This is a genomic window from Roseateles violae (assembly GCF_030410485.1).
Classification (GTDB): domain Bacteria; phylum Pseudomonadota; class Gammaproteobacteria; order Burkholderiales; family Burkholderiaceae_C; genus Roseateles_D; species Roseateles_D violae.
Map to the genome: position 1 here is coordinate 166,795 of NZ_JAUHHC010000003.1, position 15,858 is coordinate 182,652.

Here is a 15,858-nt window from a genome sequence, read left to right on the forward strand (position 1 = left end):
ATGACGGCCGCAAGACCACGATGCCCAGACGCCTCCCCGTTCTCCGCTTCCTGAGTACCCTGCCGCTGCTGCTGGCGACCGCCGTTGCCGGCGCCGCCACCACGGTGCGCTTCGACATCGATATGCGCGCCGAGATCGCCGCCGGCCGCTTCGACCCGGCCCGCGACGCCTTAGGCGTGCAGGGCAGCGCCGCGCCGCTGTCCTGGGGGCCGCCGGTCCTGCTGAAGCCCGGCGGCACCGAGGGCCGCTACCAGGGTCAGGTCGTGTTCGAGAAGGCGCCCTTCGGCGGCCAGCCGGTGCAGTACAAGCTGCACATGCTGCGCGCCGGCCGGGGCCATGACCAGGGCTGGGAGGAGGGCCGCAACCATCCGCTGCTGCTGGCGGACCGGCCCGAGATCGCCGTCGCGCGCGCCTTCAATGCCGAGCCGGCGCAGCTGCCGCTGTCGCGGGTCGGCACGATCGAGAAGCTGCCGGCCATCGAGTCCAAGCATGTCGGCGCGCGCGAGGTGCAGGTCTGGCTGCCGCCCGGCTATGCCGAGGAGCCGCAGCGCCGCTATCCGGTGCTGTATCTGCACGACGGCCAGAACGTCTTCGACGCCGCCTCGGCCGGCGCCGAATGGCAGGTCGACGAGACGGCGCAGCGGCTGATGGGCACGAAGGCGATCGCGCCGGCCATCATCGTCGCCGTCGCCCATGGCGCTGATCGCTTCGAGGACTACACGCCGACGGCCGCGCTGCCGGACTTCGATCCCGCTGACAAGGACAAGGTCAAAGCGATAGGCGGCGGCGCGCCGCGCTATGCGCGCTATCTGATCGAGGAGCTGAAGCCGGCGATCGACGCGCGCTACCGCACCAAGCCCGGTGCGGCCGACACCGCCGTCGGCGGCTCCTCGCTGGGCGGGCTGGTGACGATGTGGCTGCTGCTACATCACGGTGACAGCTTTGGCGCCGGCCTGGTCGTCTCGCCGTCGATCTGGTGGGACCAGAAGTTCATCGTCCGCGATGTGCAGGCTCATGCGGGCGGCCCGCGGCCACGCGTCTGGCTGGACATGGGCGGCCAGGAGGGCGGGATCGAAGCGCTGCAGCTGGCGCGCGAGCTGCGCGATGCGCTGCAGGCCCGCGGCTGGCAGGCCGGCCGGAGCCTGAAATATCTCGAACAGGTCGATGCAGGACACGACGAGGCCGCCTGGGCCGCGCGCGTCGAGGGCATGCTGCGTTTTCTCTACGGTCGCTGATCCAAACCCTAGGAGCTCCCGATGAAGACTGCCCTGCTCGCCTGCTGCACGACGATCGCCCTGGCCGCCGCCCTGCCCGCCGCTCGGGCGCAGGAGACCAAGTTGGGCATCGCCATCTCCGGCTGGACCGGCTTCGCGCCGCTGACCCTGGCCAAGGAGGCCGGCATCTTCAAGAAGAACGGCCTGGACGTGACGATCAAGAAGATCCCGCAGAAGGACCGCCATCTGGCGATCGCCTCCGGCGACGTGCAATGCGCGGCGACGACGGTGGAGACCTGGATCGTCTGGAACGCCAACGGCGTCGCCACCACGCAGATCTTCCAGCTCGACAAGAGCTTCGGCGCCGACGGCATGGTGGTGAAGCCGGGCATCGCGAAAATCGCCGATCTGAAGGGCAAGACGGTGGCGGCCAGCGCGCCCGGCACGGCGCCCTACTTCACGCTGGCCTGGATGCTGAAGAAGAACGGCGTCTCGGTGAAGGACGTCAAGGTCGTCAATCTCGAGCCGCAGGCCGCCGCCAATGCCTTCATCGCCGGCACCGGCGACCTCGACGCCGGCATGACCTACGAGCCCTATCTGTCCGGCGTGCGCGCCAAGCCCGAGGCCGGCAAGATCATCGCGACGACCTTGGACTATCCGATGGTGATGGACACCTTCGGCTGCACGCCCAAATTCCTGGCCGAGAACCCCAAGGCCGCCCAGGCCCTGGCCGACAGCTATTTCGAGGCGCTGGCGATGATCCGGAGCGAGGCGAAGAAAAGCTTCGAGATCATGGGCGCCGACGTCAAGCAAAGCGGCGAGGCCTTCGAGAAGAGCCAGGCCTATCTGCGCTGGCAGGATAAGGCCGCCAACCAGAAGTTCTTCGCCGGCGAGCATGCCGCCTTCAGCAAGGAGGCCGCCGATCTGCTGCTGGAGCTGGGCATCATCAAGGCGCTGCCCGATCTGACGAAGCTGGCCGATACGCGTTTCATTCAATGAAGCCGCTGCAGCCGGTCGCGCCGCGCGCGCGGCTGCTCCTGGGTCTGGCCTTCTTCGCGCTGTTCATCGCCGTCTGGGCGGCGGCGACGCTGGGCGGCTTCGTCAGCAAGACCTTTCTGGCCGACCCGCTCAGCATGCTGAAGTCCGGCTGGGTGCTGCTGACGCAGATGGGCTTTGCCGTCGACATCGGCATGACGGTCTGGCGCGTGGTCGGCGGTTTCGCGATCGCCGCGCTGCTGGCGCTGCCGCTGGGCGTCTTGATGGGCGCCTACAAGCCGGTCGAGGCCTTCTTCGAGCCCTTTGTCTCCTTCGCGCGCTACCTGCCGGCCTCGGCCTTCATCCCGCTGCTGATGCTCTGGGTCGGCATCGGCGAGGCGCAAAAGCTGGCCGTCATTTTCATCGGCAGCTTCTTCCAGCTGGTGCTGATGATCGCCGTGCAGGTCGGCGGCACGCGACGCGATCTGGTCGAGGCGGCCTATACGCTCGGCGTGTCTGATGCCGGTCTGCTGCGGCGCGTGCTGCTGCCCGGCGCAGCGCCGGCGATCGCCGAGATCCTGCGCATGGTGCTGGGCTGGGCCTGGACCTATGTGATCGTCGCCGAGTTGATCGGCGCCTCCAGCGGCATCGGCCACATGATCACCGACAGCCAGGCGCTGCTGGCCACCGACCAGATCATTTTCGGCATCATCGTCATCGGCCTAATCGGCCTGGTCAGCGACTTCGCCTTCAAGGCGGCGAACCGGCGGCTGTTTCCGTGGGCACAGCTATGAGCATCCTGTCGATCCGCGGCGTCAGCCGCAGCTTCGCCGAAACGGTGGCGCTGCAGGCGACCGATCTGGAGGTGGGCGAGAACGACTTCGTCACCATCCTCGGTCCCTCGGGCTGCGGCAAGTCGACCTTGCTGCGTATCGTCGCGGGACTGGACCGACCGAGCGAGGGCCAGATCCTGCTGGACGGCAAGGCCGTCACCGGCCCCGGCGCCGATCGCGGCATGGTGTTCCAGAGCTATACGCTGTTTCCCTGGCTCAATGTGCTGGACAACGTCGCTTTCGGCCTGCGCGAGCGCGGCATCCCGCGACGCGCACAGATCGAGGTTGCCGAGGAGTTTCTGGCCAAGGTCGGCCTGCTGAAGTTCGCGCGCCACTACCCGAAGCAGTTGTCCGGCGGCATGCAGCAGCGCACCGCGCTGGCGCGCGCGCTGGCCAATAACCCGCGCATGCTGCTGATGGACGAACCGTTCGGCGCGCTCGACCACCAGACCCGCGAGCTGATGCAGGAGCTGCTGCTGGGCATCTGGGAACGCGAGAAGAAGACCGTGCTCTTCGTCACCCACGACATCGACGAGGCGATCTTCATGGGCTCGCGCGTCGTCGTGATGACGGCGCGGCCGGGCCGCATCAAGAGCGATCTGCCCTCGCCCTTCCCGCATCCTCGCCATTACTCGATCAAGACCTCGGCGGACTTCGCCGACCCGAAGCGCGAGCTGACCGAGCAGCTGCGCACCGAGGTGCTGGCCGCGGCTCAGTAGCGACCGGTCGCACCGGCCACGCGCAGATACACGTAGGCGATCCAGGCGACCAGGCCGCGGCGCAGTACCGCGCGCAGGCCGCGGTCGCTGCTGCGCTGCACCTGCAGCGAGTCGCGCAGCGCGGCGTCGAACTCGGCCTGCAGCGCGGCGGCAAAGCCCTGGTCGAGCACGATCACATTGGCCTCCAGATTGAGCAGCAGCGACAGCGGATCGATATTGGAGCTGCCCACCGTCGCCCAGTAGCCGTCGACGACGGCGACCTTGGCATGCAGATAGGCCGGCATGTATTCGTAGATCTCCACGCCATAGCCGAGCAGCTCGGCATAGAGCGCGCGCGCCGCCATCGCGGCGATGCGGTAGTCGGGCTTGCCCTGCAGCAGCAGGCGCACGCGCACGCCGCGCCGGGCCGCCGCGCGCAGCGCGCGCCGGAAGGAGCTGCCCGGATAGAAGTAGGGCGTGATCAGGTCGACGCTGCGCTGCGCCAGCTGGATCGCCTCCACATAAGCATGCTCGATCGTGCTGCGCTGGCGCAGGTTGTCGCGCAGCACGAAGGCGGCGCAGACCGGCGGCAGGTCCTGCCAGCGCTGCGCCGCACCCTTGCCCTGCGGCATGCGCAGGCCGCGCAGCAGACGGCGCATACGCCGCACCGGCTCGGGGCTGCGCATCATCGCCAGCAGCTCCTCGCCGAAGTCGCGGCCCAGCCAGGCGCGGGTCCAGACGGCGCGCGCGGACTGCGCGACCGGCAGCACGACCGGCCCGCGCAGCATCACCGCGAAATCCAGCCGGGGCAGCTCGCTGGCGCCATGGTTGATGTCGATGCGGTCGTCGACGATATTGATGCCGCCGACGAAGGCATGCTCGCCGTCGATCACGCACAGCTTCTGATGCAGGCGGCGCAGCTGGCCCGGCTGCAGCCAGCTCCACCAGCGATCGATGGGGCGGAACACCGCCAGCGCGACGCCCGAGCCGGCCAGCGCCTCGCGCAGCCAGGCGATGCTGGCGCGCGAGCCGAAGCCGTCGACGACCACGCGCACGCGCACGCCACGCGCGGCGGCCGCGCGCAGCTGCTCGACCAGCTGCTTGCCGGCGCTGTCGTGGAAGAGGATATAGGTGGCCAGCCAGACCTCGTTGGTGGCGCAGGCGATGCGCTCGGCCAGCAGCGGGAACAGCTGGTCGCCGCCGCGCAGCAGCACCGCCTCGTTGCCGCCGCTGAAGCTCGGCCGCGCCGGGCCATACCAGGATGAGAGTCGGCTGAAGCGCTCCCTGCGCCCCACTTAGATCAGCTCCAGCTCGGCGACCAGCGGCAGATGATCCGACATCCGCGCCCAGCTGGTGCCGCGCGGCACCTGGGTCGCGACGCAGCGCAGGCCGCGGGTGTAGATGCGGTCCAGCGAGAAGAAAGGCAGGCGCGAGGGAAAGGTCGCCTGGCGGCCACTGCCGCTGGGCGATTGCGCGCGCGCCAGGCCCTGTTCGCGCATCGGTGCGTCGAGCTTCTCGCCCCAGTCGTTGAAGTCGCCGGCGATCACCAGCAGCTCGTTCGGCGGCACATGGGCGGCGATGAACTCCGCCAGGCGCTGCACCTGACGCACCCGGCTCGCGTGCATCAGGCCCAGATGGGCGACGACCGCGTGCACCCGATGGCCCTGCCACTGCACCGGCACATGCAGCAGGCCGCGCTGCTCGAAGCGGTGATCCGACACATCGTGGTGGCCGATATCGCCGATCGGCCAGCGCGACAGCAGGGCATTGCCATGCTCGCCATGCTTGGTGACCGCATTGGTGCGGTAGGCCACCTCATAACCCTCGGGTGCCAGGAATTCGGCCTGCCCCTGCTCGGGCCAGCCGAACCAGGTGCGCTCGAAATGCTTGGCCTCGCGGTGGTGGAAATGCCGCACCTCCTGCAAGAAGACCAGATCGGCATCCAGCGCCTCGACGCCCAGGCCCAGGTTGTGGATCTCCAGCCGCTTGCGCGAGCCGACGCCGCGCACGCCCTTGTGGATGTTGTAGGTCGCCACGCGCAGATGCGGGCTCAGGATGCTGGTCTGCGGCGCCTGCACCGAGGCACGAAAGGCCGGCCTCATCGCGGCCCCCCCCGGAGAAAACGCGGCAGCTGCAGCACCGCCTCGGCATTCGAGGGCGAGAAGCACAGATCGGCGGCGGCCCGCCAGTCAAGCCAGCGGTATTGCAGATGCTCGCGCGGCGCCAGCCGCACGGCGGTGCCGGCCGGCACGGTCAGGCCGAACACATGCTCCAGATTGTGAGTGACGCCGGGCGCGTAGCGGTGCCGCCAGACCGGGTAGATCTCGTAGCGGTTGCTGAACTCCCAGTCGCGCAGCTGGCCGGCGTCTATGCCGGTCTCCTCGCGCACCTCGCGCCGGGCGGTCTCGGCCAGCGGCTCGTCGACGGCGTCCTTGGAGCCGGTGACGCTCTGCCAGAAACCCGGCTTGTCCGCGCGCTCGAGCAGCAGCACCTGCAGATCCGGCGTGTGGATCACCACCAGCACGGACTCGGGGATCTTGTAGGGACGCGCCAGGGCTGCAGGACTGCTCATGGCCGATAGCATAGCCGCGCCGCCGGCGAAGAACGCGCCGTCCGGCCATCTCCGACAGGCGGCCGGCGGGCCGTCCGACAAGCGCGCCCGCGGGAGCCGCCTACTGCAGCAGGCTCTTCAGGCGCTGCGCCTCGGCGGCAACCTGCTGGGCCAGCGCGATCAGCTCGTCGCGGCGGATGTGCTCGCGGTTCAGCAGCTCGTTCAGCTGCCGGCCGGCCTCGGCCAGGCCGTCCAGGCCGGCCAGCAGCGGCTCGGCCTCGGCCCGCTGCGCGGCAGGCGCCGGCGGATGCGTGTCGAAGCGGGCCAGCGCCTCCAGCTGCGCCGGCAGCTGGCTCTGGCCCAGGGTCGATTCGAGGCGCTGGCGCTGCTGCTGGTGGTGCCAGCTGGGGCCGAACTCGCCATGCGCCTGCATCAGCTCGGCCAGGCGGCCATGGGCCGCCGCCTGCAGCGAGCGCGACTGGATCGCCTCGGCCAGGGTCAGCGCCTGGCCGGCCCAGCCCAGCGCCACATCGTCCTTGTACATCTCGCTGAGCAGCAGCGCCGCCTGCGCCTGCAGCCAGCGGTAGCCGCAGCGCTGCGCCAGCGCCAGCGCGTCCTGCGCCAGCTGCAGCGCCAGCGCGGCGTCGCCGGTGTCGCGGGCGCAGCGCGCATGCTGCCAGGTCGCCTCGGCCTGGTAGTCGCTGTGGCCGGCCTCGCGGGCGGCGGCCAGCGCCTCGTTCAGCGCCGACAGCGCCGGCTGCGGGCCCAGCGTCGTGCGCAGCGAGACGGCGCGGTTCAGCGCGATCTTGGCGCGCAGATAGGGATCGTGGGCCAGGCGCTGGTAATGCAGCTCGGCCTGGTCCAGCACGCGGCCGCCGCGCGCCCAGTCGCCCAGCGCATAGCAGAGGTGCGCGAGGCCGATGCGCGCCAGGCAGGCGCTGCGCGAGTCGTCGGCGGCCCAGTCCAGGGTCTGGCTCCAGGCATTGCAGGCCTCGACATAGTCGCCGCGCTGGTAATGCAGGCGGCCCAGCGCCTCCGAGAAATCGGCCGCCTCGGCCAGGCTGCCGCCGCCCTTGCGCGCGCGCACCTGCTGCAGCGCGATCTGCAGCTCGTCCTGCAGTTCGGCCGCGCGGCCCCAGCGCTCCAGGATGAAGAAGGCGCCGAGCAGGGCCGCGCGCGCGACGCCGGCGTCGCCGCCGCGCTTGCTGCGCATCAGCGCGCGCAGCCGCGGCAGCGCCAGGCTGGGGCGGCGCATGATGATTCGTTCCCAGCGGGCTTTTTCCTGGGCGTCGGGGCCGGTGATGTCCATTCGTCCGTCGATCCTGAGCAAGGATCGCAAGCATAGGGGCATTCGGGCAGAAAAAAGGGCGCCCGAGGGCGCCCTTTCGCGACGGCGGAAGACCGGTCAGGCGGCGGCCGCGCCCGGGTTGCGCAGGCGGATGTGCAGCTCGCGCAGCTGCTTCTCGTCCACGTTCGACGGCGCGCCGGTCAGCAGGCACTGCGCGCGCTGCGTCTTCGGGAAGGCGATCACGTCGCGGATCGACTCGGCCTTGGTCATCATGGTGACGATGCGGTCCAGGCCGAAGGCCAGGCCGCCATGCGGCGGCGCGCCGTACTGCAGCGCGTCCAGCAGGAAGCCGAACTTGATGCGCTGCTCTTCCGGCGAGATATTGAGCGCCTCGAAGACCTTGGCCTGCACGTCGGCGCGGTGGATACGCACCGAGCCGCCGCCCAACTCCCAGCCGTTGAGCACCATGTCGTAGGCCTTGGCGATGCAGGCGCCCGGGTCGCTAGTCATCAGGTCCTCATGGCCGTCCTTGGGCGCGGTGAACGGGTGATGGACGGCGGCCCAGCGCTTGTTCTCCTCGTCTTCCTCGAACATCGGGAAGTCGACCACCCACAGCGGCGCCCAGCGGTCCTCGAACAGGCCCGTGCTCTTGCCGAACTCGCTGTGGCCGACCTTCAGGCGCAGCGCGCCGATCGCGTCGTTGACGATCTTGGCCTTGTCGGCGCCGAAGAAGATCAGGTCGCCATCCTGCGCGCCGGTGCGCGCCAGGATGTCGGCGATGGCCTTGTCGTGCAGGTTCTTGACGATGGGCGACTGCAGGCCCTCGCGACCCTTGGCGACCTCGTTGACCTTGACCCAGGCCAGGCCCTTGGCACCGTAGATCTTGACGAACTCGGTGTAGGCATCGATCTCGCCGCGGCTCATCGCGGCGCCGCCGGGCACGCGCAGCGCGACGACGCGGCCGCCCTTGGTGGTGGCCGGGGTCGAGAAGACCTTGAAGTCGACATCGCCCATCACGTCGGTCAGCTCGGTGAACTGCAGCTTGACGCGCAGGTCCGGCTTGTCCGAGCCGTACAGATGCATCGCGTCGGCGTACTTCATCACCGGGTAGTCGCCCAGGTCGACCTTCAGCGCCTTCATGAAGACATGGCGGATCATGCCTTCGAACATCGCGCGGATCTCTTCCTCGGTCAGGAAGCTGGTCTCGATATCGATCTGGGTGAACTCGGGCTGGCGGTCGGCGCGCAGGTCCTCATCGCGGAAGCACTTGGTGATCTGGTAATAGCGGTCGAAGCCGGCCACCATCAAGAGCTGCTTGAACAGCTGAGGGCTTTGCGGCAGCGCGAAGAACATGCCGTCGTGCACGCGGCTGGGCACCAGGTAGTCGCGCGCGCCTTCCGGCGTGCTCTTGGTCAGCATCGGCGTCTCGATGTCGACGAAGCCCTGCTCGTCCAGGTACTTGCGGACCTCCATGGCCACCCGGTAGCGCAGCATCATATTGTTCTGCATGTAGGGGCGGCGCAGGTCCAGCACGCGGTGCGTCAGGCGCGTCGTCTCCGACAGGTTCTCGTCGTCGAGCTGGAACGGGGGCGTCACCGAAGGGTTCAGCACCTCGAGCTCGTGGCAGAGGATCTCGATCTTGCCGCTGGTCAGGTTGTTGTTCTCGGTGCCGGCCGGGCGGGCGCGGACCTTGCCGATCACCTTCAGGCAGAACTCGTTGCGGACCTCTTCGGCCACCTTGAACATCTCGGCGCGATCCGGGTCGCAGACGACCTGGACCAGGCCCTCACGGTCGCGCAGGTCGATGAAGATCACGCCGCCATGGTCGCGGCGGCGGTGGGCCCAGCCCATCAGGGTCACGGTTTGGTCGAGCAGCTTCTCGCTGACTTGGCCGGCATAGCAGGTTCGCATGATTTCTTTCCTTCTGTTCTTGGGGGCCGCGCGGCGCGCGAGCCCGTTATTCGGCGGCGCTGGCAGGCTGTTCGACAGCCCTCAGGGTTGAGCGCGTGCCGGGGCGCTCAACCCGGCTGGTTTCGCGTATCGAGCGCGATCGCCGGCGGCGGCTCGTCCGGCGCCACGACGCCCATCGAGATGATGTGTTTCAGGGCCGCGTCCACGCTCATGCGCAGCGGCCGCACATTGGCGCGCGGCATCATCAGGAAGAAGCCCGAGGTCGGGTTCGGCGTGGTCGGCACATAGAGGCTGACATGCTCCTCACCCAGCGCCTCGGCCACCTCGCCGCCCGGCCTGCCGGTGACAAAGGCGATCGTCCAGGAGTCCTGGTGCGGGTACTGCACCAGCACCGCCTCGCGAAAGGCGTTGCCGCTGCTGGAGAACAAGGTGTCGGAGACCTGCTTGACCGAGCTGTAGATGCTCTTGACGATGGGGATGTGGGACATCATCCGGTCCCATTGCCGCAGCGCCCACTGGCCGAAGATATTGGCCACTGCCATCCCGGTCAGCAGCATCGCGCCGACCAGGATCAGCAGGCCCAGGCCCGGCACGTCGCGCAGGCTGTCCAGCGAATCGGCCATCGAGGCCGGCAGCACCGCCTGGGCGGCGCCGACCAGCGAGGCGAACACGCCGTTGACGATGCCCAGCACCCACAGCAGCACCCAGATCGTGATGACCAGCGGTAGCCAGACCAGCAGGCCGGTGATGATGTATTTCTTCACGGGCGGCTTCAGTGGCTGCAGGAGCCGCTGCAGGTATGGGCCGCCGGGGCGGGCGCCGCGGCCGGCGCTTCGGCAGCGGGCACCGGGGCAGCGGCGCTGCTTGCGCCCGTGCCACCCTTGAAGTCAGTCGCGTACCAGCCGGAGCCCTTCAGCTGGAAGCCGGCCGCCGTGACCTGCTTGCTGAAGGTCTCGGCGCCACAGGCCGGGCACTGGGTCAGCGGTGCATCGGCGAGCTTTTGCAGCACGTCCTTGGCATGACCGCAGGAGGCGCAGCGGTAGGCATAGATCGGCATGGTTGACTAAGCTATTGATCAAAAAGGAGAAATTATAGGGCTTGCCCTAGTCCGGCGAGCGGCCGGCTCAGGCCGAGGCCTCGTCCGGCAGGCCGCCCACATGGCGCTTGTGCTCCTGGCGGTTGCGCAACCATTGCGGCGCCAGGCTGCCGACCAGCATGCCGGCGATGCCGGCCAGCAGGCCCGCCAGCTGGCCCGGGAACAGCTCGCCCAGCAGGCTGACCTGGGGCAGGAAGACGATCCAGGTGCCGATGCCGGCGGCCAGCGAGACGATCGCACCCTGGGTCGTCGCGCGCTTCCAGTAAAGGCCCATGGCCAGCGGCACGAAGGCACCGACCAGGGTGATCTGGTAGGCCGAGGACACCAGCTCGTAGATCGAGGTGCCGCGCATCGCGATCGCATAGGCCAGCACCAGGGCGGCGAAGATGATGATGGTCAGGCGCATCGCCAGCAGTTGCTGCTTGTCCTTCATGCCGGGGCGCAGATTCTTCAGGATGTTCTCGACGAAGCTGGTCGAGGGCGCCAGCAAGGTCGCCGAGGAGGTGCTCTTGATCGCCGACAGCAGGGCGCCGAAGAAGAGGATCTGCATGACCAGCGGCATCTTGGTCAGCACGAAGGTCGGCAGCAGCTTCTGGTAGTCGTCCTTGGCGATGTCCAGCGCCTGCTGGCCCATCACGACGACGGCGCTGGCGACGACGAACATCGGCACGGCGGCAAACAGGATGTAGCTGAGGCCGCCGATGACGGCGCCGTTGCGGGCGGTCTTCTCGTCCTTGGCCGACATCACGCGCTGGAACACGTCCTGCTGCGGGATGCTGCCCAGCATCATGGTCAGGCCGGCGCCGACGAACATGGCCACCTCGGTGAAGGTAGGCTCGGGCAGGAAGCGGAACAGGTCCTGGCTCTGCGCCAGCGCGAACACCTTGTCGGCGCCCCCGGCCAGGTCGGCCGAGAAGATGGCGATGATGGACAGGCCGATCACCAGCACGATCATCTGGATGAAGTCGGTCCATGCCACGGCCAGGAAGCCGCCGACGACCACATAGATCAGCACCGCCAGGGTGCCGACGATCATGCCCGCGGTCTCGCTCATCGCGCCCTGGGTCAGCACCGAGAACACCAGGCCCAGCGCGGTGATCTGCGCCGCCACCCAGCCGAGGTAGCTGAGGATGATGGCCGCCGAGCAGAACACCTCGACGCCGCGGCCGTAGCGCTGGCGGTAGAAGTCGCCGATCGTCAAGAGGTTCTGGCGGTAGAGCTTGGTGGCAAAGAACAGGCCGACCAGGATCAGGCAGGTGCCGGCGCCAAAGGGATCCTCGACGATGGCGCCCAGGCCGCCCTGGACGAACTTGGCCGGGATGCCCATCACCGTCTCGGCACCGAACCAGGTCGCGAAGGTCGTCGTGATCACCATGATCAGCGGCAGGCTGCGGCCGGCGATCGCGAAATCGCTGGTGTTCTTGATGCGGGTGCCGGCCCAGACGCCCAGGGCCAGCGTGCCCAGCAGATAGAGCACGACGAAGACGATCAGCGTGATGTTCATGTCAAGAGCCCTGGCGGGGCCGGACGGGAAAAAGGTTGAACGCGGGCGGCGCCGCAGCGGCGACCGGCCCGAAAAAACGCGCATTATCGTTGAGCGCGTAGCGGCGCTCAGCCCGCATAAACACGCAGCAAGAGCTGTGCCGCGACCAGACCCAGCGCGAAGCCGATCGCGCCATAGGCCAGGGCCTGCAGCAGCCGGTTGGTGCGGCGCTGCTCCAGCAGCAGGGCTGCGACCGCCTGCGCATCCTGCGGCGAGGCCTGGCGCTTCAAGCTGTCGTGCAACAGGCGCGGCAGTTCGGGGAAGAGCTGGGCATAGCGCGGCGCCTCCTTCTTCAGCTGGTTCAGGAAGGCACGCCAGCCGACCTGTTCATTCATCCAGCGTTCGAGGAAGGGTTTGGCCGTCGCCCACAGGTCCAGCTCCGGGTCCAGCTGGCGGCCCAGGCCCTCGACGTTCAGCAGGGTCTTCTGCAGCAGCACCAGCTGCGGCTGGATCTCGACATTGAAGCGGCGCGAGATCTGGAACAGGCGCATCAGCACCTGGCCCAGCGAGATGTCCTTCAGCGGCCGGTCGAAATGCGGCTCGCAGACGGTGCGGACAGCGCCCTCCAGCTCGTCGACCCGGGTCTGCGGCGGCACCCAGCCCGATTCGATATGCAGCTCGGCCACGCGCTTGTAGTCGCGCTGGAAGAAGGCGATGAAGTTCTGCGCCAGGTAGTCCTTGTCGACCTCGGTCAAGGTGCCAATGATGCCGAAATCCAGCGCGATATAGCGGCCATGCGTGGCCCGTTCGATGCTGACCTGGATATTGCCGGGGTGCATGTCGGCGTGGAAGAAACCGTCGCGAAAGACCTGGGTGAAGAAGATCGTCACCCCGTCGCGGGCCAGCTTGGGGATGTCGATGCCGGCGTCGATCAGGGTCCGGGTCTGCGAGATCGGCACGCCCTTCATGCGCTCCATCACGATGACCTCGGAGCTGCACATCTCCCACATCATCTCGGGGACCATGATCAGGTCCAGGCCCGCCATATTGCGGCGCAGCTGGGCCGCATTGGCCGCCTCGCGCACCAGGTCCAGCTCGTCGTGCAGATAGGTGTCGAACTCGGCCACGACCTCGCGCGGCTTCAGTCGCCGTCCATCCGCAGAGAAGCGCTCGACCCAGCCGGCCAGCGTGCGCAAGAGCGCCAGATCGTCGTCGATGACGTCCAGCATGCCGGGCCGCAGAACCTTGACCGCGACCTCGCGGCCGTCCTTGAGCACCGCGAAATGGACCTGGGCGATCGAGGCGCTGGCGACCGGCTCGGCGTCAAAGCTGGCAAACAGCGCCTCCACCGGGCGACCGAAGGCCTTTTCGACCAGGGCCTTCGATTCGGCGGCCGGGAACGGCGGCACCCGGTCCTGCAGCTTGGCCAGCTCCTCGACGATGTCGGCCGGCACCAGATCGCGCCGCGTCGACAGCACCTGGCCGAACTTGACGAAGATCGGGCCCAGATGCTCGAGCGCCAGGCGCAGCCGTACGCCGCGCGGCTGCTCCCACTGGCGGCCCAAGGTCGCGACGCGGCGCAGCAGGCGGAAACGTCGCCGCCGCAGGCCGGACAGGGCCAGATCGTCCAGACCAAAGCGGAAAACGGTCCAGGCAATGACCAGCAGCCGCGACAGATACCTCATGCCGTCTTTTTGTGCATCGCCGTGGCCAGACCGGCCAGCGCCTGCGCCGCGGCGCGCCCCCAGCCGGCCAGCTGGTGCGCCGGCGCCGGGCCGATCAGCGCGGCCAGTTCGTCCTCGATGTCCCAGCGCAGATTGGCGATCAGCCAGTTGATCTCGGCGGCAAAGGCGGCATCGCCCTGCACGATCACCCGTGGCCGCTCGCCGGCCAGGCCGGCCAGGGCCAGCAGGGCCGGGTTGGAGGCGTCGAGCTCGACCCGCAGCACTTCCTCCGCCGCCTCGCCCGGCGCGGCGTCGAGCCGCTCCCACAGCCCGGCCGCGGTGACACCCAGCAGCAGATCCGGCACGGCCGGCAGGACGCTGGGCCAGCCGCTGGCGCGCAGCAGCACGGTGCGCCCAGCGAACGGCATCAGCCGGGCCATCGCATGGCTTTCGCGCGAGATGACATGATTCAGTAGCAGGACCATGCGATCCTGCACCGCCGGCGCGACAAGGGAAGACCATGTATGAAGCATGGCGGGATTGTAGGCAGAGCCGGCTGGCGCGCCTCGCGCCTGCCTTGCGCCCAGCGCCTGACCTAGGGGGCTGGCCCGGGCAGGAGCACCACCGATTTGAGCGAGAATCATCTCGCATGGCCCGGTCTGGGAGGGGGTCGCCCATGCTCCCAGCGCCATGGCTCTCAAGAGGAACCTAGGAACGATGTTCGAGGACCGCAGCTACAAAAGAACCTTCTATAGCGCGCCACAATCGGTCGAGTCCCTGATCGCCGCGTTCCTGGAGCCGGGCATCATTGTCCTGTGCTTCCTGGCGGTGAACGCCTATTTCAATGAGCCGGTGCTGCGCTCGACGCTGACCCTGTGCCTGCTGATCTTTGCACTGACCTTCCCGGGCCGCAACCGTTTCGGCGACCATCCGGTCAGCGCCACCATCGACGTGATCAGTTCCTGGCTGGTGCTGCTGATCATCCTGGCGCTGTGCGGCTATGCGACCAGCAGCCTCGGCTATTTCGAGAACGAGGTGCTGCTCTGGTGGGCCGGGCTGACGCCCATCGTGCAATGCATTGCCGTCGAGATCGGCCGCCGTATCCGGCGCTGGCGCGCCAGGCTGCCGGCGGCGCGCCGCACCGCCGTCATTGTCGGCGCCGGCCCCTTGGGCGCCAAGGTCGCGCGGGCCTTGCGCGAGAGCGAGGACAAGGGCGTCGAATTCCTGGGCTTCTTCGATGACCGCCAGAACGATCGCCTGCATCCCGACACGGCCGGCCAGATGCGCGGCACGCTGGCCGAGCTCAGCGACTACGTGCGCAAGCGCGGCGTGCGCGAGGTCTACATCACCCTACCGCTGGGTTCGCAGCCGCGCATCGTCCAACTGCTGGAACAGATCCAGGGCACGACGGCCTCACTCTTCTTCGTGCCGGACGTGTTCGGCATCAGCATCATCCAGGGCCGCTTGCAGGACATCAACGGGGTGCCGGTGGTCGGCATCTGCGAGACGCCGTTCACCGGCACCAACGAACTGGTCAAGCGGATCAGCGACATCGTCATCTCGATCCTGATCCTGCTGCTGATCTCGCCCATCCTGCTGGCGGTGGCGATCGGCGTCAAGCTGAGCTCGCCGGGGCCGGTGATTTTCAAGCAGCGCCGCAACGGCCTCGACGGCGAGGAGATCATCGTCTACAAGTTCCGCTCGATGCGCGTCCAGGACAATGGCGAGGTCGTCAAGCAGGCGACCAAGGCCGATCCGCGCATCACGCCCTTCGGCGCCTTCATCCGCCGCACCTCGCTGGACGAGTTGCCGCAGTTCATCAATGTGCTGCAGGGCCGCATGAGCATCGTCGGGCCGCGCCCGCACGCGGTTGCGCACAACGAGGAGTACCGCAAGCTGATCAAGGCCTATATGGTTCGCCATAAGGTCAAGCCGGGCATCACCGGCTGGGCCCAGGTGAACGGCCTGCGTGGCGAAACGGACACGATAGACAAAATGAAGGCAAGGGTCGAATACGATCTGGAATATTTGCGCAACTGGTCGCTGGCACTGGATCTGCAAATCATCATCCGGACCGCACGGCTGGTGATCTTCGACGCTCATGCCTACTGACCCGGCAGTGTTGGCCGGCCCGCAGCAAGCCCA

General features: G+C 68.2%; 15 protein-coding genes. 5 read left to right on the forward strand and 10 right to left on the reverse strand.

Features of this window, described 5'->3' with window-relative positions:
- The first annotated feature begins 20 nt into the window (after positions 1–20).
- From QWJ38_RS11100 to QWJ38_RS11115, 4 genes are read left to right on the forward strand one after another with little or no spacing between them, the layout of a single operon-like run.
- Positions 21–1,235: an alpha/beta hydrolase gene (locus QWJ38_RS11100; protein ID WP_290359149.1), complete on the forward strand. Its 1,215-nt coding sequence runs from the start codon at positions 21–23 to the stop codon at positions 1,233–1,235.
- Positions 1,236–1,256: 21 nt separating this feature from the next.
- Complete coding sequence (locus QWJ38_RS11105; protein ID WP_290359150.1) at positions 1,257–2,213, forward strand: ABC transporter substrate-binding protein; 957 nt, start codon at positions 1,257–1,259, stop codon at positions 2,211–2,213.
- Positions 2,210–2,983, forward strand: a complete 774-nt coding sequence (locus QWJ38_RS11110; protein ID WP_290359151.1) for an ABC transporter permease — start codon at positions 2,210–2,212, stop codon at positions 2,981–2,983. The genes QWJ38_RS11105 and QWJ38_RS11110 overlap by 4 nt, the downstream gene beginning before the upstream one ends.
- Complete coding sequence (locus tag QWJ38_RS11115) at positions 2,980–3,741, forward strand: ABC transporter ATP-binding protein (protein WP_290359152.1); 762 nt, start codon at positions 2,980–2,982, stop codon at positions 3,739–3,741. The genes QWJ38_RS11110 and QWJ38_RS11115 overlap by 4 nt, the downstream gene beginning before the upstream one ends.
- Here QWJ38_RS11115 and clsB read toward each other — a convergent pair.
- The 10 genes from clsB to QWJ38_RS11165 all read right to left on the reverse strand — a co-directional run bounded on the left by clsB (position 3,735) and on the right by QWJ38_RS11165 (position 14,246).
- On the reverse strand, positions 3,735–5,015 hold the full coding sequence (gene clsB, locus QWJ38_RS11120; RefSeq protein ID WP_290359153.1) for a cardiolipin synthase ClsB: 1,281 nt from the start codon (positions 5,013–5,015) through the stop codon (positions 3,735–3,737). The two genes, QWJ38_RS11115 and clsB, sit on opposite strands and share 7 nt — an antisense overlap.
- Positions 5,016–5,822, reverse strand: coding sequence for an endonuclease/exonuclease/phosphatase family protein (locus tag QWJ38_RS11125; RefSeq protein ID WP_290359154.1), 807 nt, complete (start codon positions 5,820–5,822; stop codon positions 5,016–5,018).
- Positions 5,819–6,292 carry a dihydroneopterin triphosphate diphosphatase gene (gene nudB, locus QWJ38_RS11130; protein ID WP_290359155.1) on the reverse strand — a complete coding sequence of 158 codons (474 nt, stop codon included), beginning with the start codon at positions 6,290–6,292 and terminating at the stop codon, positions 5,819–5,821. Before nudB ends, QWJ38_RS11125 begins: the two co-directional genes overlap by 4 nt.
- 100 nt (positions 6,293–6,392) lie before the next feature.
- Positions 6,393–7,580: a tetratricopeptide repeat protein gene (locus tag QWJ38_RS11135; RefSeq protein WP_290359156.1), complete on the reverse strand. Its 1,188-nt coding sequence runs from the start codon at positions 7,578–7,580 to the stop codon at positions 6,393–6,395.
- Between the two features lie 96 nt (positions 7,581–7,676).
- The gene (gene aspS / locus QWJ38_RS11140) at positions 7,677–9,470 is read right to left on the reverse strand and encodes an aspartate--tRNA ligase (RefSeq protein ID WP_290359157.1); all 1,794 of its coding nucleotides are present in this window, start codon (positions 9,468–9,470) and stop codon (positions 7,677–7,679) included.
- Positions 9,471–9,577: 107 nt separating this feature from the next.
- Positions 9,578–10,234, reverse strand: a complete 657-nt coding sequence (locus QWJ38_RS11145; RefSeq protein ID WP_290359158.1) for a DUF502 domain-containing protein — start codon at positions 10,232–10,234, stop codon at positions 9,578–9,580.
- A gap of 8 nt (positions 10,235–10,242) precedes the next feature.
- Positions 10,243–10,527, reverse strand: a complete 285-nt coding sequence (locus QWJ38_RS11150; protein WP_290359159.1) for an FmdB family zinc ribbon protein — start codon at positions 10,525–10,527, stop codon at positions 10,243–10,245.
- Positions 10,528–10,594: 67 nt separating this feature from the next.
- Entirely contained in the window at positions 10,595–12,070 is a 1,476-nt protein-coding gene (locus QWJ38_RS11155; RefSeq protein WP_290359160.1) for a high affinity choline transporter 1, read from the reverse strand.
- A 107-nt stretch (positions 12,071–12,177) separates the two neighbouring features.
- Positions 12,178–13,734 (reverse strand): ubiquinone biosynthesis regulatory protein kinase UbiB, encoded by a 1,557-nt coding sequence (gene ubiB, locus QWJ38_RS11160; protein WP_290359161.1) that lies wholly within the window; start codon positions 13,732–13,734, stop codon positions 12,178–12,180.
- Positions 13,731–14,246, reverse strand: coding sequence for a hypothetical protein (locus QWJ38_RS11165; protein WP_290359162.1), 516 nt, complete (start codon positions 14,244–14,246; stop codon positions 13,731–13,733). Before QWJ38_RS11165 ends, ubiB begins: the two co-directional genes overlap by 4 nt.
- A 157-nt stretch (positions 14,247–14,403) precedes the next feature.
- On the opposite strand from QWJ38_RS11165, the gene QWJ38_RS11170 reads away from it, so the two are divergent.
- Complete coding sequence (locus tag QWJ38_RS11170; protein WP_290359163.1) at positions 14,404–15,825, forward strand: undecaprenyl-phosphate glucose phosphotransferase; 1,422 nt, start codon at positions 14,404–14,406, stop codon at positions 15,823–15,825.
- Positions 15,826–15,858 lie beyond the last annotated feature (33 nt).